Annotated in this window: 21 protein-coding genes; 5 read left to right on the top strand and 16 right to left on the bottom strand. The window is 51.6% G+C overall.

Annotation, left to right across the window (positions count from 1 at the left end; translation table 11 throughout):
- Positions 1-125: 125 nt before the first annotated feature.
- The 10 genes from NST07_RS27790 to NST07_RS27835 form a co-directional block, all read right to left on the bottom strand.
- Positions 126-1313: an anhydro-N-acetylmuramic acid kinase gene (locus NST07_RS27790; protein ID WP_341379660.1), complete on the bottom strand. Its 1188-nt coding sequence runs from the start codon at positions 1311-1313 to the stop codon at positions 126-128.
- On the bottom strand, positions 1310-3223 hold the full coding sequence (gene nagZ, locus NST07_RS27795; protein ID WP_341095845.1) for a beta-N-acetylhexosaminidase: 1914 nt from the start codon (positions 3221-3223) through the stop codon (positions 1310-1312). The genes NST07_RS27790 and nagZ overlap by 4 nt, the downstream gene beginning before the upstream one ends.
- 34 nt (positions 3224-3257) lie before the next feature.
- Positions 3258-4430 carry a DUF1343 domain-containing protein gene (locus tag NST07_RS27800; protein ID WP_342480578.1) on the bottom strand — a complete coding sequence of 391 codons (1173 nt, stop codon included), beginning with the start codon at positions 4428-4430 and terminating at the stop codon, positions 3258-3260.
- On the bottom strand, positions 4427-4558 hold the full coding sequence (locus NST07_RS27805) for a hypothetical protein (RefSeq protein ID WP_341095848.1): 132 nt from the start codon (positions 4556-4558) through the stop codon (positions 4427-4429). The genes NST07_RS27800 and NST07_RS27805 overlap by 4 nt, the downstream gene beginning before the upstream one ends.
- 191 nt (positions 4559-4749) lie before the next feature.
- On the bottom strand, positions 4750-5451 hold the full coding sequence (locus tag NST07_RS27810; RefSeq protein ID WP_342480579.1) for a hypothetical protein: 702 nt from the start codon (positions 5449-5451) through the stop codon (positions 4750-4752).
- A 45-nt stretch (positions 5452-5496) separates the two neighbouring features.
- Positions 5497-6603 (bottom strand): sn-glycerol-3-phosphate ABC transporter ATP-binding protein UgpC, encoded by a 1107-nt coding sequence (gene ugpC / locus NST07_RS27815; RefSeq protein ID WP_038595838.1) that lies wholly within the window; start codon positions 6601-6603, stop codon positions 5497-5499.
- A gap of 54 nt (positions 6604-6657) precedes the next feature.
- Positions 6658-7491 carry a carbohydrate ABC transporter permease gene (locus NST07_RS27820; RefSeq protein ID WP_341379663.1) on the bottom strand — a complete coding sequence of 278 codons (834 nt, stop codon included), beginning with the start codon at positions 7489-7491 and terminating at the stop codon, positions 6658-6660.
- Between the two features lie 21 nt (positions 7492-7512).
- Complete coding sequence (locus NST07_RS27825) at positions 7513-8424, bottom strand: sugar ABC transporter permease (RefSeq protein WP_038595844.1); 912 nt, start codon at positions 8422-8424, stop codon at positions 7513-7515.
- 70 nt (positions 8425-8494) lie between these two features.
- Positions 8495-9847 (bottom strand): extracellular solute-binding protein, encoded by a 1353-nt coding sequence (locus tag NST07_RS27830; protein WP_341379664.1) that lies wholly within the window; start codon positions 9845-9847, stop codon positions 8495-8497.
- A gap of 26 nt (positions 9848-9873) precedes the next feature.
- A complete protein-coding gene (locus NST07_RS27835; RefSeq protein ID WP_038595850.1) occupies positions 9874-10716 on the bottom strand; it encodes a MurR/RpiR family transcriptional regulator in 843 nt (280 codons plus the stop codon).
- A gap of 231 nt (positions 10717-10947) precedes the next feature.
- Here NST07_RS27835 and NST07_RS27840 point away from each other — a divergent pair, with 231 nt between their 5' ends.
- Positions 10948-11889, top strand: coding sequence for a BadF/BadG/BcrA/BcrD ATPase family protein (locus tag NST07_RS27840; RefSeq protein WP_342480580.1), 942 nt, complete (start codon positions 10948-10950; stop codon positions 11887-11889).
- A 90-nt stretch (positions 11890-11979) separates the two neighbouring features.
- Complete coding sequence (murQ, locus tag NST07_RS27845) at positions 11980-12876, top strand: N-acetylmuramic acid 6-phosphate etherase (protein WP_076110734.1); 897 nt, start codon at positions 11980-11982, stop codon at positions 12874-12876.
- 134 nt (positions 12877-13010) lie between these two features.
- Here murQ and NST07_RS27850 read toward each other — a convergent pair whose 3' ends face one another.
- From NST07_RS27850 to NST07_RS27875, 6 genes are all read right to left on the bottom strand, one after another.
- Positions 13011-14882 (bottom strand): FapA family protein, encoded by a 1872-nt coding sequence (locus NST07_RS27850; RefSeq protein ID WP_341095855.1) that lies wholly within the window; start codon positions 14880-14882, stop codon positions 13011-13013.
- Positions 14883-15070: 188 nt separating this feature from the next.
- On the bottom strand, positions 15071-15952 hold the full coding sequence (pstA, locus tag NST07_RS27855) for a phosphate ABC transporter permease PstA (protein ID WP_341095856.1): 882 nt from the start codon (positions 15950-15952) through the stop codon (positions 15071-15073).
- Positions 15952-16896: a phosphate ABC transporter permease subunit PstC gene (gene pstC / locus NST07_RS27860; RefSeq protein WP_341095858.1), complete on the bottom strand. Its 945-nt coding sequence runs from the start codon at positions 16894-16896 to the stop codon at positions 15952-15954. The genes pstA and pstC overlap by 1 nt, the downstream gene beginning before the upstream one ends.
- Before the next feature lie 82 nt (positions 16897-16978).
- Positions 16979-17842, bottom strand: a complete 864-nt coding sequence (locus NST07_RS27865) for a phosphate ABC transporter substrate-binding protein (protein ID WP_341095859.1) — start codon at positions 17840-17842, stop codon at positions 16979-16981.
- 66 nt (positions 17843-17908) lie between these two features.
- The gene (locus tag NST07_RS27870; RefSeq protein ID WP_341095860.1) at positions 17909-19255 is read right to left on the bottom strand and encodes a stalk domain-containing protein; all 1347 of its coding nucleotides are present in this window, start codon (positions 19253-19255) and stop codon (positions 17909-17911) included.
- A 272-nt stretch (positions 19256-19527) separates the two neighbouring features.
- Positions 19528-19971 carry a hypothetical protein gene (locus NST07_RS27875; protein WP_341095861.1) on the bottom strand — a complete coding sequence of 148 codons (444 nt, stop codon included), beginning with the start codon at positions 19969-19971 and terminating at the stop codon, positions 19528-19530.
- A gap of 203 nt (positions 19972-20174) precedes the next feature.
- Between NST07_RS27875 and NST07_RS27880 the strand changes: the two genes are divergently transcribed.
- From NST07_RS27880 to NST07_RS27890, 3 genes are read left to right on the top strand one after another with little or no spacing between them, the layout of a single operon-like run.
- Positions 20175-20906 (top strand): ABC transporter ATP-binding protein, encoded by a 732-nt coding sequence (locus NST07_RS27880; protein WP_341379669.1) that lies wholly within the window; start codon positions 20175-20177, stop codon positions 20904-20906.
- Positions 20903-21946 (top strand): ABC transporter permease, encoded by a 1044-nt coding sequence (locus NST07_RS27885; RefSeq protein WP_341379670.1) that lies wholly within the window; start codon positions 20903-20905, stop codon positions 21944-21946. Before NST07_RS27880 ends, NST07_RS27885 begins: the two co-directional genes overlap by 4 nt.
- Positions 21947-22003: 57 nt before the next feature.
- Entirely contained in the window at positions 22004-22711 is a 708-nt protein-coding gene (locus tag NST07_RS27890) for a TetR/AcrR family transcriptional regulator (RefSeq protein WP_341095867.1), read from the top strand.
- Positions 22712-22755: the final 44 nt, after the last annotated feature.

Consider the following 22755-nt stretch of genomic DNA (forward strand, 5'->3'; position numbering starts at 1 on the left):
TTCACCTATCAGGCGTAAACTACCGGTTGCGTTTCACCCGCTGTCTGCGTACCTGGCGCCTAAGTTTCTCGACTACCTTCGTTTACGCAGCAACAGTTAACTGCGCATGTGAAAATCAAATCCCTCTACGGAAACGCCAGCTTGCCCATCACTGTCGGGCGGGACGCTCCTGTGGCCGAAGGAAGATTATTGGCGACTCCGTGCATGAAATCATTGCCCAGCAAGGCGAAAATAATCGCCTCCTTCGCGTCGTCGCTGAAACCCAGCACGCTTGAGGTTATTACAGCCTGTTCCGGCAGCTGTTGCTGAAGCATAGCCAGCAGTGCAGCATTATGCGCACCGCCGCCGCTGACAATGACCTCGTCAATTTGGCATACTGGGAATACGTACCTCACATAACCTTCAGCTATCGTCCGCGCGGTAAAGGCGGTAGCAGTGGCTACAATATCTGCATCGTTCAAGCCGCGTGCCCGGGTCAGGCTCACAAACTGTTCGGCATAAGCTTTGCCGAAAACTTCCCGGCCTGTAGACTTAGGCGGCTTCAGCGCAAAGTAAGGATGCTGCAGCATTTGATCCACCAGCACTTCGTCTGGTGTTCCCTGCGCAGCCCACGATCCTCCGTCATCATAAGACATTTGTCCGCCGCTCAGCAGATATACAGTCTGATCAATAACCATGTTTCCGGGGCCTGTATCGAAGGCAAACACATCCTCCGGACCCGCTGCGGCAGGAAGTGCTGTACAATTTCCAATTCCTCCAATATTCTGCAGCAGACGCCCTTTCTCCGGATGGCGGAACAGAATCAGGTCTCCATAAGGTGCCAGCGGCGCTCCCTGCCCGCCAACTGCCATGTCACCCGGGCGGAAATCCCCGACCACAAGCCGGCCTGTTTCCTTGGCCAGCACAGACAAGTCGCCAAGCTGGAGCGTGGAACGGACGAGAAGCGGATCATCGGCTGCCGCTTCCGGGATATGCCAAACGGTCTGGCCGTGGGAGCTGATGAGATCAATCTCATCAAGCTCCATTCCGGCACTGCGTACCGCTTCTATGGCCGCCTCGGCAAACCGTTCCGCCAGATATACGTTCATGCCACATACCAGGTCCACCGATGAATGTTCTATCGTGCACAGCTCCTTCAGCCGCTCCCGAAGCCCGTCGTCATAGGGCACAGAGGAATAATGCAGCAGTTCAGCCTTGGCAGCCAATCCGCTTCCTTCTATTGAGACAATCGCTGCGTCAATGCCATCCAGCGAAGTGCCGGACATTAAACCGACTACGACAGACTTTTGTTTAGTCCAGAGCGGGCCAATCATAAGCTAAGGCCCCAGCCCGCCGGATATTTATCCCCGAGCGATACCGGCAGTCGTCCCTGAAACGGAATTTGCCCGAGCAGCGCCTTGACTGCACTTTCCAGCGCAAGCGGTCGCCCTTCATATGCGGCGGCATAAGTCTCTATCTTAGGCATTGCCAGCAGGTCATAAGGATTGCGCAGGGCAACAACCGCAAGCGGCTTGCCAAGCGCCCGCAAGGATTCCACCAAACTGCATTGATCGGGATTAAACTGCGCGTTGTAGGTGCCTACAACGATCTGCTCAATGTCCTCAACCCGCGCTGCCTCCAGCAGGTCCGCAGCATAGCTGGCAATATCACCTGCCGGAACGACACGGTCAATGCAATCCAGTCCATATTTACTCAGCATCGTACCAAGTCCGGCGGTTTCGCCAAAAGCTTCATCCACAAGAGTGGCTACTACGGGCGCTGCCGTAACTGCTAGCGTCTTCTTCCGTTGTAGGGGAAGCACAGAGGAATGATTGCGGACCAGGGTGATGCTGGCTTCACTGATACGGCGCGCCACTTCTACATGCGGCGGAGCTTCCAGCAGGCTGAGACCTGCATATGCTGCGGCAGAGCTGATCACGTGTCCGTATTCAACATCCATCGCAGCGGGATTTAGAGCATGCTCGTCTTCTATCTCCAACAGTTTGGAACCCCCAGCACTTGTACCTTCTGCACTCACAGCACTCGCACCTCCTGCACCCTCAGTACTTGTACCCTCTGCACTGACAGCTCCAGCACCCCCTGCACTTGCGGCCCTTGAACCCGCTGCCGAAGAATCCGCAGCATCGGAATCCGCCGCACCGGCCCTGCCAGCAGGTCCGGCTGCGATCACACCCCGCTTCACCTTCAGAGCAAGCAGCCGCCGCACAGAATCGTCAATGCGGGTTTCGCTGATTCTGCCTTCAGCGACCGCGTGAAGGATAGCCTCACTTGCAGCCAGCTGACGGTCAGCGCGGTGGCTGATCAGAACGATATCAGCCCCGGCTTCAATGGCCAGCACCGAAGCTTCAACGGTGCCGTAGTGCTCGGCGATGGCGTTCATCTCCATGCAATCGGTCATGATAATCCCGCCGAAGCCCAGTTCTTCTCGTAGCAGACCGGTCAGAACTGCCTTCGAGAGCGTAACCGGAAGTTTCTCCTGCTCAAGTGCCGGGAAGTAGATATGCGCCGACATCATGGCATCCACACCTTCGGCAATCGCTCTGCGGAAAGGAACCAGTTCTACGCTGTCCATGCGCGCCCGGTCATGTCTAACGGTTGGCAGATCCAGATGGGAATCCACATCGGTATCGCCGTGGCCCGGAAAATGTTTAGCCGTAGCCGCGACACCTGCATCCTGAAATCCGCGGATCGTCGCTGCGCCATAATCGGCTACCTTCTCCGGCGATTCGCCGAAGGAACGGACGCCGATCACCGGATTCCGCGCATTATTGTTCACGTCCAGCACAGGAGCATAATTCAAATTAATGCCCATGGCGCTCAGTTCCCGCCCGCTGATCAAAGCCGCCTGATAGGCATCCTCTACCGATCCGGCCGCTGCGATAGCCATTCCGCCGGGCATAAGCGCCACGCCTTCAGTAATGCGGGCGACCATACCGCCTTCCTGGTCGATGGAGATCCAGAGAGGAGCCTTGCCGCCTTCCGCTGCAGCCTGCTGCAACTCATCGGTCATTCTGGCTACCTGCTCAGGCGTCTCTACGTTGCGGGCGAAGTAAATAACGCCGCCGATCCCGCCTTTTGCAACAAGCTCTCGAATTCCGTCGTCCGGCACAGCGGTTCCTTCGAAACCGCACATCAGCATTTGCCCGATTTTGTCACTGAGACTCATATCGGCGACCACCATATCAAGGCCGCTCTCTTGTACTGCTGCCTCACGCCAATCCATTGCCACCGCCTGCCTTCCCCAAATCAGATTTTAGCTATTCATACAGAAGATAAGGCTTCCGCAACATCAGCCATCTTTCGCTTTCATCCTGCCATTGTCCAATGATTTCCCGCAGCCCCTCTGCTGTGCCAATGTGCCTGCGCACCACTTCCCCGCCGGTCAATAAATCTATGAAGTATCTCCCGCCTTCTTTCGGCGGAGCAAGCCACTGAAACTGCTCTGGATAGAGTGAACACACCTCATGCAGCATGGTAAGTCCGGTACGTACGGATTCATAAGCCTGCGGCTCAGTCACGAATAATCGCACACCGCCACATAATACTCCTTGATGTTTGGAGAAGGTTGGTGTTGCATACACAGGATGGAAGTGCACACCCGGAAGCTGATGCTTCTTCATCGCTACGGCAAGAAGTGCCCCATCCAGCCATGGTGCGCCAACCCACTCAAACGGGCGTGTGGTTCCCCGCCCTTCTGAGAGATTCGTTCCTTCAAAGAAACAGGTTCCAGCATAAACTCTCACTGTGTCGATCGTCGGCACATTAGGGGAGGGCATCATCCACGGGAGACCCGTGTCCATAAATTCCAGCTGACGATTCCAGCCTTCCAGCGGGATGACATCCAGAACACAGCTAATCCCTCTCTTGTCGTTCGCCATAAGCGCCAATTCCCCGATGGTCATCCCCGTGCGGATCGGCATGGACCAGGCGCCAACCATGGATTCGTAGCCAGCCTCCAAAATCCCGCCTTCGCTGCCGGTTCCGCCAAGCGGGGCAGGACGGTCGAGTATGAGCAGACTTTTACCGTTTTCCGCGCAGGCCTCCATTACGTACAGCAAGGTTGATACATACGTATAAAACCGCACTCCCAGATCTTGAATGTCAAAAATAAGCGTATCCACCTCATCCAGCATCTCAGGCGCCGGCTTCTTATGCATCCCGTACAAGCTGTACACCGGAATCCCCAGCCCCGCGTCCAGCTCATCCGTGAACTTCACACCGGCTTGGTGCTGGCCGTATATGCCATGTTCACACGCAAAAAGTGCCGTAAGTCTAGAAGATCCCAGACTCCGGCACACCTCCACACTGGAGCGGAAGTCCGCCGTTACGCCGGTAGGATTTGTAACCAGCCCGATCCGCTGCCCATCCAGCAGGGGATGGGACAAACCTGCGGTCAGCCGGTCCACCCCGCAGCTCACCTGTAGACTCATAACAATTCACCTCCGGCAATGACACCAGCAGATCTATCCACCCCGCAGCTTACCTGTAGACCCATCAATTCACCTCCGGCAATGACTCCAGCGGATCTATTCACCCCGCAGCTCACCTGTAGACTCATAACAATTCACCTCCGGCAATGATGCCAGCGGAGCTATCCACCCCGCAGCTTACCTGTAGGCTCATAACAATTCACCTCCGGCAATGATGCCAGCGGAGCTATCCACCCCGCAGCTTACCTGTAGGCGCATGACAATCCCCCTTCCGGCATAACAGAGTACTGTGGACAACCGCTGTGCATTTCCCTCCGGTTCATAGCAATCTCCCGCCTGCATAGAGCTCACTCGTCTCAGGCACACCCTCCTGCTCATCATCCTCATCGGGATGAAGTACATTGTAAGCAGCTTTATGCAGATAGACGGCAAGCATGCCGTTGAACAGCGCCATGAAACCTACTACGGTCACAGTCAGCATGATCCCCACAACCAGCGCCTGGAAGAAGGCCCCGATGGTATAAGCCGGATAACGGAGGAACAGCTTGACGCTTTCCCCCATGGCCTTGAAGATGCCCATTCGGCGCTGAATCACCAGTTGCAGGGTGTAGAATTGGGAGACAAGCGCCATAGCGACAAAATAGGTCTGAAAAATGGCAATCGTCCAGCTTACCGCCCCGTCACGGCCTCCATAGAACCACCAGGTTGACCATAAAATCAGCACCAGCAAGGAGCATAGCAGACCGAACGCCACTGCCGGCCCAAAACCCTTGCGCGCACCGTTGAGCATCTCCCGGACACTCAGCTTCTTCCCTTCCGTTCTCCGGTGGTACGCATGGAACACGCCGAAAAACAGCGGCATGTAAAGAAGCGGAATCAGGATAAATGACAACGCTACAGGCGCAAAGATGACCACCGGCACCAGCATAGCCGAACTGGCCAGACTGAGCAGCGCAATCGGCACAATCTCCCGGAATGACTCCACTCCTGTACTCACCAAGACTTGATTCAGTTTCTGCATTGCTTGTCTCCCCTTTCTACCTTGCAACCCTTATAGCCAGCTGTTCTACCAGACAATTCTTTCTTCTGTTGCCGGATCGAAATAACGCGCTTTGCTGAGATCGAATATAAACTGCTTATCGAGATTATTGTAGGCTTTCGTCTCCGGATGAACCTTGGCGGTTACCGTCCGGCTGCCGATTTTAAAATAGACCAAATTCTCGGAACCCAGATGCTCTACTACCTTAATATGCGCCTGCATTTGATGTTCTGTAGAAACTCCCGGTGCGAAGTCATCACCGTAGATATGCTCCGGGCGGATGCCAAGAATAATCTCCCGGTTGTTATAGCCCTGCAGACCGGCTGCCGCATCCTCTGACAGCAGGAATTCCGCACCATCAATAACTACACGCCCCTGTTCAATCCGGGCATCAATAAAGTTCATCGCCGGAGAGCCGATGAATCCGGCTACGAACATATTTTTGGGATTGGCATACAGCTCGGTCGGGGAAGCCACTTGTTGAATAACACCTTTATTCATAACAACAATCCGCTCACCAAGCGTCATTGCTTCTACCTGGTCATGCGTAACATATACAATTGTAGCGCCGAGACGTTTATGAAGCTCGCCCAGCTCCACACGCATCTGAATCCGCAATTTCGCGTCCAGATTGGACAGCGGCTCATCGAACAGGAACACCTGCGGATCACGCACAATCGCCCGGCCGACGGCCACGCGCTGGCGCTGTCCTCCGGACAGCTCGCGCGGCTTGCGCTCCAGCATCTCTTCGAGTCCGAGAATGGTCGCGGCTTCCTGAACTTTTTTCTCAATATAATCCTTCGGTTTCTTCAGGTTCTTCAGTCCAAAGGACAGATTCTCGCGGATGCTCATATGCGGATACAGCGCGTAATCCTGGAACACCATCGCAATATCGCGGTCTTTAGGATGAAGGTTGTTTACGATACGCTCGCCGATGATAATATCCCCGCTTGTCTGCTGCTCCAGGCCTGCGATCATCCGCAGCGAGGTGGTTTTGCCGCAGCCTGAAGGTCCGACGAACACAACAAATTCTTTATCATTAATAACAAAATCGGAACCCGCCACCGCCGTAAAGGTCTGCTTGTTCTGATCGTCAAATTGTTTGCGCACATTGCGGAATTCAACTCGTGCCATTGCTCTTCCCCCTCATATCTAACCCTGTGAATTTTGAGAATATCAACAATTAATCTAGCCTTTTACAGCACCGATAGTAATGCCCTGCAGGAAATAGCGCTGCAGCGAGAAGAACAGAATCAGCATCGGCAGCGCACCAACTGTTGCCCCTGCCATAATCGCTCCGAAATCCGTAGACTCTGCGAATACAAAGGAAGCCAGTCCGACCTGGATCGTCCGCATTTCCGTCGAATTCGTAATCAGGAAAGGCCAGAAAAATTCGTTCCAGGAAGCGACGAAGGTGAAAATTGCGAGTACGGCAAGCCCGGGCTTTGCCAGCGGAAGAATAACCTTCCAGAAGATGCCGAACTCGCTGCAGGCATCGATCCGCGCCGCATGAATCAGCGAGGTCGGAAGAGAGGACATGTACTGCTTCATCAAAAAGATATTGCCAACCGTGATCGCCGTCGGCAGAATAATCGCGGTATAGCTGTCACCGAGATTAAACACGTTGACGATCAGAATATAGAGCGGAATCAACGTTACCTGTGCCGGGATCATCATCGTGCTGAGCAGCACCCAGAAAATCGCGTTGCTTCCGGGGAATTTCAATTTAGCAAAAGCATATCCCGCAAGGGAAGCGAAAAACACATTGGTAATGGTAAGGACCGATGAAATCAGCAAAGAGTTGAACAGCCAGCGCCAGGCCGCTGTTTTGGCAAAAAAACGGTCATATGGAGCGAGCGAGAAAGCCTCCGGCAGCATGCTTGGCCGGAAACTGGCGGATGCAGCAGAGTCCTGCACGGAACCGACAATCATCCAGTAAAGCGGAATAACCGTTACTATACTCCAGACTACAAGACAAGCCACCGCCACCCATAGAAAGATGGTCTTTGATCTAGTTTTCATTACAGGTTCGCCCCTTCCATCCTAATACTCGACATCACTCGAGAAATATTTAAACTGAATGACAGAGACCAGGATAATCAGAAACGCCAGCACGAACGACTGCGCCGAAGCCAGGCCAAATTCATAAAACTGGAACGCCGTCTGGTAGATCAGATAAGCAATCGTCGTTGTCGCAAAGTTCGGCCCGCCCTGGGTCATCATGTACACCGAGATAAAGACCTGGAAGGAAGTAATCACTCCCGTTACGAGCAGATATAGAGTGGTCGGTTTCAGCAAAGGCCAGGTAATCCGTGTGAATTTGGTCCAGCCGCTGGCATGATCAATATCAGCCGCTTCATAGAGTGATTTCGGAACTCCGCCCATCGACGCCAGATACAGAATGATTCCCGCTCCGTGCGAGCCGAGCCAGTTCATCAGAATCAGCGAGAAGAGTGCAGTCTTGGACTGTCCAAGCCAGATCACCGGATCAAGGCCAAACCATTCCAGAAACCGGTTCAGAAGCCCGACATTCGTCGGATCAAAAATCGCCAGCCAGACGATGGATATCGTGACACCGGACGCAACTGCCGGCAGATATAATGTAGCCTTGAAAAAGGTCTGCCATTTGGTCTTCATCTGGTAGATTAAATAGGACAGCACAAACGTAATGACAATATTAACCGGTACCGTGCACACCGTAAAAATAACGGTATTCCACATCGATTTCCAGAAGGTTGAATCCTGAAACAGCCGCTCATAGTTGTCGAAGCCGATCCAGGTGGAGTTCATAATGTTGTACTGCTGGAAGCTCATGATCAAGGCAGATACGACCGGATATAGTGTAAACACCAGAAACAGCAGAACGGGTGCCAGGATAAACAGGTACGCCCATCCATATTCACGCCATAACCTGCCGGCGGAACTGCGCGTCCGCTTTGGCGCGATTGTCGTCATCCCTTTCCTCCTCCTCTTGTAAGAGAGGGCGCCAAATTCAACAAGTGTGCAGGGCGCCCCCCTTAGAAAACTACTTATTCAGCATTTGGCTTCCTTTACTATTGAATTCTTTTGCGATAGCCTCAGGTGATTTCTCCCCGGAATACAGGGCTTGGATATTCGGTGTTACAACCTGCTCCTTGAACTGCTTCATTTGAGCTGCAATAGCGGTGTCAAGCTTCAGTGTTACAGGCATTGCAATGTTCTTAGCCATGATGGCGGAAGCTTTGATCGTCTCTTCAGTTCCAAGCGCTTTGCCTGCAAACAGATCGGCTTGCGATTGACGTACAAATGGAAGCACCAGCTCATTGGAGGAATTACCGGCTTTAGCACTGCTCAGATAATCCAACACGAGGAATGTATTTTTGGCATGCTGCTCGCCTTTATCATTTTTCTGTTTAAAGGCGATATAGCCTTCTGCGCCCATCGTAGTTTTGGCTGGAGCAGCATCATTATGTGGAACCGGCAGCAGCACGAAATTAATTTTCTCGCCAGTGATCGTACCTGCATCAATATCCTTGTTCCGGTTCTGAATCATTACGTCATAATAAGGGATGGCTTTGGAAATAATGGCGGCTTGTCCGGCATAGAACATATCGGAACGTTTGGCCGGAGCAATGGCTGCGGTCTCTTTGGGCATGTAGCCTTTGTCCAGCAGGCCTTTAATAAAGCTCAGTGTGTCAAGGATGCGTTCATCATTCCACTGAAAAGCACCGGATTCATCCAGAACATCAGGCATATTGTTGTTGCGGGACAGCATTTCAATGAAATCCAGCGATGTTCCGTCTGTCACCAGCGGGTATTGGGTGGAACCGTCGCCCAAGGTTTTGGTCAGCTTGGCAGCAGCGGCTTCAAATTCAGACCAAGTCCAGCCTTTTTGCTGAATCGAAGCCCAGTCAATGCCTGCTTCTTCCAGAATCCGTTTGTTTCCGCCCCAGCCCCATTGGAACTGGTAGAGCGGCAGGCCGTATTGTTTGCCGCCAATCTGGGCGAGCTCCAGTGTTCCCGGAAGGTAATCCTTCTTGATGTCGTCCGTCATGTACGGATCCAGATCAAGCGCAAGCCCAGTGTTGACATAGGTGCCATCCACGCTGTGGAAGTACAGGTCAGGCGGGCTGCCGGCATTCAGGGCTACGTCGAATTTCTTCGGACCCTCCGCCCACGACAGCACTTCCGTCTTCACGGTGATGTTCGGATGTTCTTTTTGGAAATCTGCTACCAGACCCTTTAGCTCATCCTCATAGGCTCCATGCACCGGATAAGTCCAGACGGTAACGGTATCTTTGGCATCCGGGCTGCTTGCCGCCTCCTTGCCTCCGGAGTTGCCACATGCGCTGATCAGCATCATAACCAGAACCATACTAAGCAATAAACTTTTCTTCATTATTTCTTCTCCCCTTATTTTTCCGGCTACAGCCGTTTGATATGTTGTCTGCTCTTTTCGAGATAAGTAACGGACTGTTCATAATTCCGGCTTGCAACGGCGAGATATAAAATATCGATAAGATTAAGCTGTGTAATCCGCGAAGCCATCGCTCCGCTGCGGATTTCATTTTCGGTGGCGGAGGTGCATAAAGGAATGTCCGCGCTCCGGCTTAAAGTGGAATTACCATATTTCGCGATGCTGATCACGGTTCCCCCATTATCCTTCACAATGGATGCTGCCCGGATAACCTCCTTGGTCTCGCCGGAGTATGAAATGCATACAGCCACGTCGTCGGCAGTTGCGGTTATGGCGCTCGTTAACTGGACATGCGGGTCGGCAAAAGAGAAGCTCATCTTATTAATCCGCAAAAACTTCTGCTGGGCATCCATCGCAATCAGGTTGGAGGCTCCCACTCCGAAGAAATAAATCACCTTCGCCCGGTCAATCGCTTCAACCGCCCGCTCAACCATGGCTTCATCCAAAATCGTGAGAGTATCCCGGATCGATTGAATATTATTATTGGATACATTCTGCATAATGGCTGAGATCGTGTCATTGGGACGAATCTCCTGGTAGCCAATGATTGCCGGGTCTCTGCCCTGAAGATCACCGGCCACTTTAATCTTCAGATCCTGGTATCCCTTAAAGCCGATGGACTTGCACAGCCTGACGATTGCCGCCTGGCTGGATCCGCTCTTCGTAGCCAGATCAGCGATGGAGAGCTGGATCATTTCATCCGGATTCTGCAGGATATACGCAGCAATCTTGTGCTCCGACGGACTTAGTGTTTCATACAATTCCCGCAAACGAATCAAACCGCCATTCATTGGAATCGATGCACCTCCCTATTGAATAGAACTCTCTTTGAACCGACACCCCACAAAACAATGTTAGCTTTGTTAACTCTCAAGGTTTGATATTCTCCCAAAACCTTGGATTGAATTCATTATATGAGTTGTAAAATAAAATTTCAACATTTATTTTTCTTGTGAAATTTTATTTTACTTTATGCTCTTCATCTCATATAATTAGTAAAAAATCAAAGTGGTGATTGATCGATGAAAGTGTTCTTAGGCCTTGATGGAGGTGGCACAAAGACCGATGCAGCCGCTTTGGATGAGCGGGGAACATTACTCGCCCGTTATATTGGAGGTCCATCCAATCCGCATAGTGCCTCCTTCGGGACAGCGCTTACAGAAATCATGTCAGCTATTGACGGATTGATAGAGAGACTGTCGATAAATGTCGATGAAATTGCAGCAATATGTCTCGCTGTGTCAGGTTTCTCCAGCATTGATGAAGAAACCCTCCTTAAGAGGGCCGTTCAGCAGCATGTATTGAAACAAGAACTATCTATTCCGGTGTTTATACAATCAGAAGGACAGATTTCTTTGATGGCCGCAGTGGGAAGCAATCACGGGGTGCTGGTCATCTCGGGCACCGGATCGATTTGTTACGGCTATCTTCCGGATGGATCCGGCACCCGCACCGGTGGCTGGGGACATTACCTTGGAGATGAAGGCAGCGGATATCAAATCGGACTCCGTACACTCAAAACGGTGATGCGCAGCTATGACAGTGTTTGTAGGCCCACGATAATGACCGATATGATTATGGAGGAATACGAATTTAAGCTCATTACGGATTTGAAGGGATATATTTATATCCCTTCCCATTCCAAAGCAGAAATTGCCGCCTTCTCAAAGGTATGCATTCAGGCGGCTGAAGCCGGAGATGCTGCTGCTATCGCCATTCTTACCGAAGAAGCTGCAGCCTTAAGCGATACTGCTGCGGCCCTGCTTCGCCGCAGCCCCAGTCTGCAGAATTATCCCGTAGTGCTCAGCGGCTCGGTGTTCAGGTATTCCCCAGTTTTCCGCGGGATCTTCTGCAGCAGCCTGCGGAAAACTTTTGGCAGATTGAATTTCGTAGATGGGAGCCTTGGGGCTCCGCCATCCACCGGAGCAGCCATGACTGCACGCAAGCTGTTTAATGACTTATGATCCAGCATGTCATCACCTATCACGATGCCTCTACCCTTTATAAAGAATTCCCATACAGACAAGAATAGACTGGCAGGAGGAAGAAACCTCATGAATCCTATTTTGGACAACCTGATTACAGAGCAGCTCAATGATAAAACAAGCGATATCGATAACCTCAGTTCCACTGAAATCATGGAGCTGATTAATAATGAAGACCGGCTGGTCGCCGAGTGTATTCAAGGGCTTATCCCGCAGATTGCCATCGCTGCGGACTATATCGTCCATGCCTTTCAGCAGGGCGGAAGATTGTTCTATGTAGGTGCCGGAACGAGCGGAAGAATCGGCATTCTTGATGCCTCCGAATGTCCGCCCACCTACGGCACAGACCCGGCTATGGTTCAGGGATTGATTGCCGGAGGGTTTCAGGCGATTAAAGATCCTGTTGAGGGTGCGGAAGACAGCGAGGAATTAGGTGCAGCCGATATCGACTCCTCCGGCATCACAGCGAAGGATGTGGTTATCGGTATTGCCGCCAGCGGGCGCACACCGTATGTTCTGGGGGCGATGAAACGTGCCGGAGAACTTGGAGCGGTTGTCATCGGCCTATGCAACAACCCCGGAACACCGATGGCTGGCCTCGGCCAACTAACCATAGAAGCAGTGGTTGGCCCGGAAGTCATCATGGGCTCTACCCGGATGAAATCAGGCACCACACAAAAAATGATTCTCAACATGCTGACCACCACCGCCATGATCCGGATCGGGAAGGTCTATCGTAATCTCATGGTCGATCTGAATCCCTCCAACAAAAAACTGGTGCACCGGGCCAAACGGATTATTGGACTGGCCACCGATGCTTCCGACGAACAGATTGAAGCGGCTTATCATGGCGCAGAAGGCCATGTAAAGACTGCCATTATTATGATATTGGCCAATGTGGATGCTGAGGAAGCGCGGAGCAGACTGCTGGCTGCAGACGGATTCGTGCGCGGAGCACTGCAGTAGTCTGAACTTCATTCCTTCAGGACAACTCGAAGAAGCCTTTCCGGGTCACTCCGGAAAGGCTTCTTCGCCATATCTCAGGATTGCTGGCCATTCAACAGGGTATGATTAAACCCACCCATTCCCTGCCCTTATGCTCACTTGGCATCCATACGGAGCTTAATCATCCGCACAGTTTCGGTATCAAATACGATATTCTCTACCGGCTCCATAATATCGGCTGTATAACGGTCGATCGTTACTTTGCCCATGTACATTTTGCGGACAGTAACGCTCTGCTTGGCCTTCAGGTAAGACTGCGCCCCGCTCTCCCCGCCGACAAAATAGGCTAAAATGTTCCCTCCTGCCTCCAGCTTGGAGCCACGGCAAACCGAAAACGTCTTATGAAACGTAATATTCCCCGAAGAAAACAGTTCACTCTGCACAATGCCGTCCCGGTGGATGTTAATATCCCCATTCGATTTCAGTGTGCTGTTCTGGCATTTGCCGATATTAACCTCCACTTTGGATTCCTGCATCCGTGCGACACCAACATGCAGCTCTTCCAATATACCGATGACTCCACTGAGCGAAGTCTCTGTCAGGAAATCGACCAGCTGCACCGGCTTCAGGAACAGGTTGAGAAAATGCAGGGGCTGTTCCAGATCCTGATGAAAGGAAGCCTTCACCGTATCCAGCACCAAGAGGAGCTCCTTAATGAGCTGGGGGATTTTCTGAAACTTGCTTTCCAGCAGCAGCAGCACGGCCTGTCCGTACTTCACACTCTTTTTGTGGCTTTGTACGGCTTGTACGAGCATCTGAGTAGCATTTTGCAAGACCTTGCACTCCTCAATCAGCTGCTTGGAGAAGTTGTAGATCCGGTTGTACATGACGCCGAAATAACCGGAATACAGCTTGCTGTTAACCACGTTTCCTTTCACTAGAATGCTCCCGGTAGCAGTAATTGTGGAGTTGTAGACACTTCCGGAAACATAGACATTGCCCAAGGATTCAATAATCATGTTGTCCTCTACATTGCCGCGGATAACCACATCACCTGAGAAGACGATATTGCCGGTGTGGATGCTCACATTGCCGGGAACGAGGTATGAGGTGCAGATGTCAAAACATTTGACTTTGTCGCCAGTCACCCGGGGCCTGCCTTCGCGCAGTGCGCGAACCTCATTGTTGATCAGCAGCACTGTGTTATTCCTTGCAGTCACTGTAAGATCAGCAGGCTCAGGCGGATAAAGAATTTCTCCATATACATCATAGCCGGGAATTCCTTCGACGACCGGAATCTTACGGGCGATGACCTCACCGCGGATCACTGAAGGAATGCGGAGATGGCTGCGGTAATCCACCTGTCCTTCAATTTCACTAAATTCATTCTCAATCGTCTCGGAGAAAAACAATTCCAGACACGCATTCTCCCCAGGCACAGCCGCTCTCCCTTTGGCAGCAGTAATCGGCTGATAGGTCGGATTCTGAAGTTCGGCATGAATACCGGAGATGTTCAGGTTCTGGAGGATCTTCTTTTGCTCAAAATCAACAATGATCTGATTCAGGCCGAGCATGCCGATGACATTCGCTGAATCCTGCGATGCTTTCACCTCTACTATGCTGGCTGTGAAATGGTCGTTTAATTTCCAGGGAAATCTTTTTGATCCAAATAAGGTGAAAAAGGCCAGCAACCTGTCCTCAGAAACAGTAATGGTATAAAGCGGCGGTTCGACGATCTCCCATTCGATGATGTCTTGTGAGGTGACAGCTGACGGCTCTGTAAGCACTTGACCATTTACATGAAGCAGCACCGGGAGCAGAGCCGATATCACTGCCGGTGCTCCGCCTGGTAGCGGGTCCTGAACAAATATCTTTCCCGCCCGGACCAGCAGCCGTCCATCCCTTTCATTGTCGGAATTATCATCTTCCATAAAAGATTCTTCGATGCTCACCTCACTCTCAATCCGTGAAAGCTCCAGCATGTTAATCAGTTTATTGAGTTCCTTCTCGGACATATGCTCCGCCATGACTCGCACCTCCTGGTTAGGGACTAACTAATATGTAACTGCTTTCATTTTAGTGTTATTAAGAATTTTAAGCAATTAACATTCGGGATTCTTTCCCTTCCCTATCCGCCATACAAAAACAGACTGCACTCGCGGCATGAAGCTGCTGCTGGCAGTCTGTTTTTTTGTATTCAATGTAATTTAATTGTTCAGCGCCCCTTGCGGCGATTTCCGAGCCATAAAGGGAAGCGGAAGACAAAGTTGATCAGCAGGACTACGAAGACCAGCACGGCCGCCGATTTGTCGGCGATCTGCCGCGCATCTTCGACAATGGCTTCAGATTGCACATACCAAAGATGCACAGCAAGCGTCTCTCCAGGCGAGAACAGATTAAAGTCCCACATTTCTCCTGAGGTACTGAGTCCTGCGGTCAGAATAATAACCGCTGATTCGCCGAAGGCACGGCCGGCCACAAGGCAGATACCGGTGACAATCGACGACATCGCTACCGGAAGCACCACTTTGCGGATGACATGGAATTTGGTCATGCCGAGCGCATAGCCGGCTTCACGGATTTCACGGGGAACTGCCTGCACAGCTTCCTCCGTTACCCGGGTCAGCATCGGCAGGTTAAGCAGCGCCAGGCTGACACCCCCGCCAAGAATCGTCAGGCCGACACCGAAGTATTCGGCAAAAATCGCCAGACCCAGCATCCCAAACACAATCGAGGGTACCGAGGACAACGACTCCACGCAGATGCGCAACGCGCCGGTAAAGCGATTGTCCGGGGCATATTCCGCCATGTAGATGCCGGCGCCGATCCCAATCGGTATGGAAATCAACAGCGAAATGAACAGGATGTAGAAGGAGTTGAACAGGACTGGTCCGATCCCTCCGCCGGGATCAATCTCCTCCGGCTGCTTGATCAGGAAATCGGGTCTGAGCGCCGGCAGTCCCTTGCTCAGGATCGTAAAGAGCAGCCAGAAGATCAGCAGCATCACGAGAGCGCCGAGGGTATAAAAACCAAAGGTCGCAATTTTATTGCGCCGCTGGGCACGGGCAGTATAACGGGTACGTGTGAAACCGTTCATTACGTTTCCCTCCTTTTCCGTCCCAGAATGCGGATCACCAGGATCAGCACAAAGGAAATGAGCAGCAGCAGGAAAGCCATCATATGCAGCGCATAGTTCCAGGTGGAGTCAAACTCCACATTGGAGATTTGCATGACGATATTACTGGTCAGCACAGATGAGGGCGTGAACAGTGTCTTGGCCAGCTGCGGGGTATTGCCGATGACCATGACAACGGCCATGGTCTCCCCGACAGCCCGGGTCATCCCGAGGATGATGGCCGAGATGATGCCTCTGCTGGCCGCAGGCAGGATCACCCGCATAATGACCTGAAGGCGGGTTGATCCAAGGGCATAAGCGGCATCCCGGTATTTGCGCGGAACGGCAACAATAGCATCGTCGCTGATCCGGCAGATCGTCGGCAGCACCATCAATGCCAGAACGAGCGCAGCAGCGAGTAGTCCGTCACCCAGCCCTTCCCCGCTGACTCTGCGCAGAAAAGGCAGAAGGACCGTAAGGCCCAGATAACCATATACTATAGAAGGAATTCCGACGAGCAGGTCGAGCACTGGCCGGATAAAGTTCTTCATCCATTTCGGAGCAATTTCGGCACACAGCACGGCCATGCCTACAGAGACCGGCACGGCAATCAGCAGCGTCAGTGCTGTAAGCGACAATGTATTTACAATGAAGGCAGCAGCCCCGAAGGCATCTTCTTCCGGCGTCCAGTTAAAGGAGAAGAAAAATTCAGCCGGTGAGAGATGAGCGAACAGAAGCAGCGCCGTTTTGCCGATGAAAATAATAACTAGTCCAAGCACAAAGCAAAGCGCAAGAATACTGAATATAAAATAATAGCGGGATAAGGTATTGCTGAACAAATGTCTGCTGTGGCGTTTCTCACTGACTTTAACTTCGGATAGACCCTTTTGTGCCCTTGATGCCAGGCCCTGGACTGGTGCCCCCATACGTTCCCTCCTGTAAGCGGCCACCCCCGTGTGGAATCCGGGGCTGGCCGCATGTACCGTTCAATATAGTGGAGAATGATGACTAGGATTTCATTGCTGCGATCGGAATGAATTTAAGCTTTTTGAGCGAGCCCGTTTGGAACTTTTTGCTCTGAACATAATCGATGAACTCTTTGGTAACACCGGTTGGCTGACCTTTAGTCATGTAATAACCATAGGCCCAAATTTTGTACGAGCCATTGATCACATTGTCTGTAGATGCTTCAATGCCATTGAATTTCACGGCTTTGATGTCGCTGCCGCTTACATAGACAAGGTCGATATAACCGATGGCATTAGGTGTAGTGGCAACGGCTGTCTTCATATCACCGCTTGAACCGGTCTCCTTGTAGTTCTTCTCTTTCTTGACGATATCTCCGCCCGCAAGAGCTTTAGCCTGATAGTTTACGCGTGTACCAGAACCGAAAGCGCGGGTAATCACGACAATGTTCGCATCCGATCCGCCGACTTCCTTCCAGTTGGTGATTTTACCGGAGTAAATACCTGCCAGCTGTTCCGTCGTCAGGTTGTCTACGCCCACATTCTTGTTCACGATAGTGGCGAAAGGAATGACAGCTACCTTGTTTGCCACTTGTCCGTCAAAAGCTTTAAAGCCCGGAACGTCGATGCTGGCATCCCAGTCACAAGCACCGATGTCGGCGATGCCTTTTTTCACGGCTTGCGGTCCGGTAACGGAGCCTTTGCCTGAAGCAGCGATCTTCACTTTAGGGTGCAGCTTCTGGAACTCCTTGGCTGCTTGCAGCGTCAACGGCAGCAGCGCTGTCGAGCCGTTTACTGTGATCTTGCCTTTAAGTGTGTCAGCCGCTGCTGCCACTCCGGCAAACGATGCGGTTACCGCGATAACCGCGGTCAGTGCTGTAACTGTAAATTTTTTGAACATCTTCATGAATAAAATCTCCTCCCGGCGGTTGCGCCGTTAAATGTTGTTGGTTCTGAAGCAGGGAACATAATCTTATTTCGACAGCTGCAGGGCTTTGCCGTTCTGAACCAGCCAGAGTGTGCCGCCGCTAACGAGAGCGAGCTTGCTGCCGTCATGAGAAGCAGACACTTCCGTCACGTCTTCGGCTGTGCGGAACAGCTCACTCTTGGCCCCGTCAGCACTGATAGCATAAATAACGGTACTTCCGTCCGCCGTCACAGCAGATACAACCAGACCACCACTTACACCAGCTGCCCAGTTCGCTTCGCCATCAAGGGCAATATTCGAGCTTTTGCCATCAGCTGCGATTGATTTCAGGCTGTTCGCCGCGTTGCCTTCGGGATCTGCACTCAGATACACAACGCTGCCGTTATTCAAAATTTCCGGGTAGAGCTTGTTATCCAGTTCAGTCGTCAAGGCTGCCGGCTTCGCATCCTTGGTTGTCAGATCCAGCTTGTACAGCTGTTCTCCAGCCTTGCTGAAATCTACTGTCAGCGAATCCTCGGTGCTGTCCGCATCATTTTTGGCTACACCGGTAACGTTGACGATATAGACCACGTTCTTCTCGTCAGCGGATACGCGGAGCTCGGATTTATTCTCTACTTTATCTTCAAGCAAGGTTTTGACCGTTCCGGTATCCAGTGAAATTTGAGCGATCTTCTCCTGCTTGTCGCCCTGGATGAAGTAAATCTTCTTGCCGTCCTCCGACCATACCAAATCGGTCTTAACACTGGTATCCTTGCCGAGCGGTGTGATCACCCCATTGAACAGGTTGATCAGCTTGAGCTGGCCTGTCTCGTCACTAAACGCACCCCACTTCTGGTCAGCAGAAACGGCGAAACCGACAGCTCCGTCATTGGAGGAGAACAGATCGTAATTCCCCGGTGTGTTGCTGAATTTCAAGAGCTGGGTTGTTTCTGCATCACTTTTATTGGCGATCAGGCTTCCATCCGTACTCCAGCGCAGTGTATCAAAATCACCTTCCGGGAGGGCAAAGCTGAGAATAGTAGCCGAATCCGCCTGCAGCTCACCGCCAAGACCAGTGACCAATTTTGTCAGTTCTACATAAGTTTTACCATTATAGAAAACAGGTGCTACAGTGAACTCCTGCTTGGTACCATCTACCAGATAGCTTTTAGCTCCCGTTTGAATTTGCAGAGTATGTAATCCTTTGCTGTCGTTGAGTTCAAAACCGTTGCTGCTGACTTTCACATAGGCTCCAAGCTCTCCGGCAACCTGACTTAGCGAATACAATCTATAGCCGTTTTTGTCTATTGTGCTGAGTGCAACTGGTGTACCGTTCACAGTCCACGTAGTCGTACCTTCCTTGACTGCAGCTGACTGGACGGCGGCGGCCTCAGCGTTGTTGCTTGTTGCCAAAACACTTACCACTCCTCCTGTTACAAGAAGCGAAGAAGCCAAAGCCGCACTCAACCATTTACTATTCTTCAATTAGATTCACCCTTTTCCCTTAGGTAACTGCTAATGTTATTTTCATCTACGAATGTCAATTCTGTTCTAGAGGAATGTTATGGAAATGTTAAGTGCGGCAAATCCTGAATAATAAATAAAGCCGGCCCACGAAACCTCCGGGGTCGGCTTTAGTAAAACTGGGGTTAAATCGGAAATATATGTAAAACAGTGTGAATAGCTTAATTCTCGATCCACGTAACAATCACTTCGGCACCGCCCGGTTTCTTGTCCAGGCTGCTCCCTATAATAGAATAAGAGTAATCGCCTTGAACTTTACCGTTAATAATCAAATTGTTCGAATCCACAATTTGTGTGCCCTGATCCAGTTCCTTGGCCTTAACATACTCTTTATATGTACTTCCTAGTGCATCCATACTCTCTTCTGTCTCAAAGATCAGCATAGATGACTTTTTTCCGCCCACCAGCTCCCCATCTGTAAACGTAATGCCTGCACCCACAGGAATCGGAAAGTCCCCGGGCAGATATTCCGCCTGATCCACACTTTCTTGCGCTAAGGTGCGAAAATGCTCACTGCCTGTTCCCGGACCGGAGCTGCTGCAACCGCTGAGACCCGCTGCAGTAAACAGCGCCAGCATGGGAAAAACGAACTTCTTGTTGAACATCAAATAAACCTCCTCCTGTATGAAATAGAGTTATCGGGCTTTAGCTAATACCCATAATTACCCTGATTCGTTCTTGTGAAAACCACTATTCTAAAATTTAAAACATTTAACTATCCGCAGAAAAAAGATTTACATCGGCAGCTGATTGCATTAATATAATGAGTGAGTACTCACTCATTATTATGAGAATTGAGGAGATAGTTATGAATCTGGGAACTTCTGTTGTTTCCGTAAACCACGTCTGCCGGACGTTTGGCAGCAAGGAAGTGTTAAAGGATATTTCCCTGCAGGTTGCAGAGGCGGAAACCTTCGGCATTCTGGGCCCTTCCGGCTCCGGCAAAACTACGCTGGTGAAGCTCTTGACCGGGATTGATGAAGCGACCTCGGGCGAAGTGCGTGTATTGGGGATACCCATGCCTAAGCTTGCCATGCTGCAGCAAATCGGGTATATGGCTCAGTCTGACGCCTTGTATACGGAGCTGAGCGCAAAAGAGAATCTGGAATTCTTCGCCGCTCTCTATGGACTGAAAGGCGGAAACCGCACCCGCCGGATCAGGGATGTCTTGGAGCTGGTCAATCTGCAGGATCATCTGCGCAAAAGAGTCGATCAGTATTCCGGGGGGATGAAACGCCGTCTGTCACTGGCAATCGCTTTATTGCATGAGCCTCCGCTTCTGCTTCTTGATGAGCCCACGGTTGGCATTGATCCCGTACTGCGCCAGTCCATCTGGAAGGAACTGAAGGCGTTGAACCGCAAAGGAACTACCATTGTACTCACTACCCATGTGATGGATGAAGCCGAGAAATGCGACCGTCTGGCCATGATCCGTGATGGTGAACTGCTGGCGGTGGATACACCTGCAGGTCTGCTGAACGCTACCGGTTCTGCTTCTCTTGAAGAAGCTTTTCTATATTATGGAGGTGTCCGCCGATGAGAATCCGGGCGATCACCCTGCGAATTCTCCAGCAGTTTATTCATGACAAAAGAACGATGGCACTGATGTTTATTGCCCCCCTGCTGGTTCTCAGCTTAATGAGTCTGGTGTTTAACGGCGACGACTATGAACCGAAGTTTGGTGTGTACGGAAATACCCAAGCCATCTCTGCGGCGTTTGAGAAGCAAAGCACTGCTGTTGTCGAATACGCCACGGCAGAGCTGGGCAACGAAGCTTTGAAGGAGGGCAAGATCGATGCGCTTGTCACAGTAAGCGGCGCTGCTCCCGAAGTTGTGCTGGAAGGCAGCAACCCCACGGCAAATCGTGCGGCACTGATGGCCTTACAGGAAGCGGTCCAGAGCCTGCAGCCTGTTATACCCGGCCAGGAACAAGGTCAGCTGAAGCCGCAGATCAGCTATCTGTACGGCGCTGAAGATATGAGTACAATCGACCGCTTCGGTCCGATTATGATCGGCGTTTTTGTCTTCTTCTTCGTCTTTCTGATTGCCGGCGTTTCCTTGCTGCGCGAACGGACTACCGGAACCCTGGAACGTCTGCTCTCCACCCCGCTGAAACGCTGGGAAGTCGTTATTGGCTACGTGTGCGGTTTCGGAATTTTTACCATATTCCAGGCGCTGCTGATCTCCTGGTTCTCCATTCAGGTGCTGGGAATTATGATGGCTGGCAGCTTCGGTTATGTCCTGCTTGTGACACTGCTGCTGTCGATGACAGCGCTGACGCTGGGTACACTGCTCTCGGCTTTTGCTGCCAATGAGCTGCAGATGATGCAGTTCATTCCGCTAATCATCGTGCCGCAGATTTTCTTAAGCGGGCTGTTCCCGATGGATACACTCCCGGTGTGGCTGCAGCGGATCGGGCTGGCGACACCGATCTATTACGGCTCGGAGGCACTGATGGACATCATGATCCGCGGCAAAGGCTGGAGTGACATCGCCCTGGATGTCTTTGTTCTGATCGGTTTCTCTCTGATGTTCATGCTGCTGAATGTGCTGGCCCTGCGCAAACACCGCAAAATGTAATATCACATGGGGCTATGGTAATATAAACGGAAAATACGAGGTTTGGAGGGCAAAAGAATGGAGACGGACAATGCTGCGGAGCAGCAGCATGAGGGGGAGCAGTGGATTGAGGAGCTGCTGGCCATCGGTCAGGAAGAAAAAATGACGCCGAAGCAGCTCGCCATTCTGGAGGCGGCGATTGAAATATTTTCGGATAAAGGATATTCGGCTGCGGCTACCAGTGAAATTGCCCAGAAGGCGGGGGTGGCGGAGGGGACGATCTTCCGTTATTACAAGACCAAAAAGGATCTGCTGCTCTCCATTGTCGGGCCGACGATGAGCCGCATGATCGCGCCCTTTGTCATGCGTAATTTCGACGGCGTGCTGGATGGTCCTCCCGAGAGCTATGAGGCATTTCTGCGGGCTTTTATGGTCAACCGGCTGGAATTCGCCCGCAAGAACTTTAAGATTCTGAAAATTCTTATTCAGGAAATCCCCTTTCAGCCCGCATTAAGGGAACAGTTCGCCGAGAATGTTCTCGGCCAGGTACTGGAGCGGGTAACTGCCATTACCGAGCATTTCAAGGAAAAGGGCGAAATTATCGACATGCCCACACCCGCAATTATCCGGTTTACGGTCTCTTCTGTAATCGGATATCTGCTGGCCCGTCTGCTGTTCCTGCCAGATAGCGATTGGAATGATGAAGAGGAAATTGAGCAGACTTTGGCTTTCATGCTGTACGGTATCAGCGGACCAGCAGTACGCCCAGAAGCGAAGGGAAGTTAGGCCGGTCTTTTGAGGAAGCCGGAAAGCTACACTGAAACCTTTCA

The organism is Paenibacillus sp. FSL L8-0340, assembly GCF_038593145.1.
Lineage (GTDB): Bacteria > Bacillota > Bacilli > Paenibacillales > Paenibacillaceae > Paenibacillus_AQ.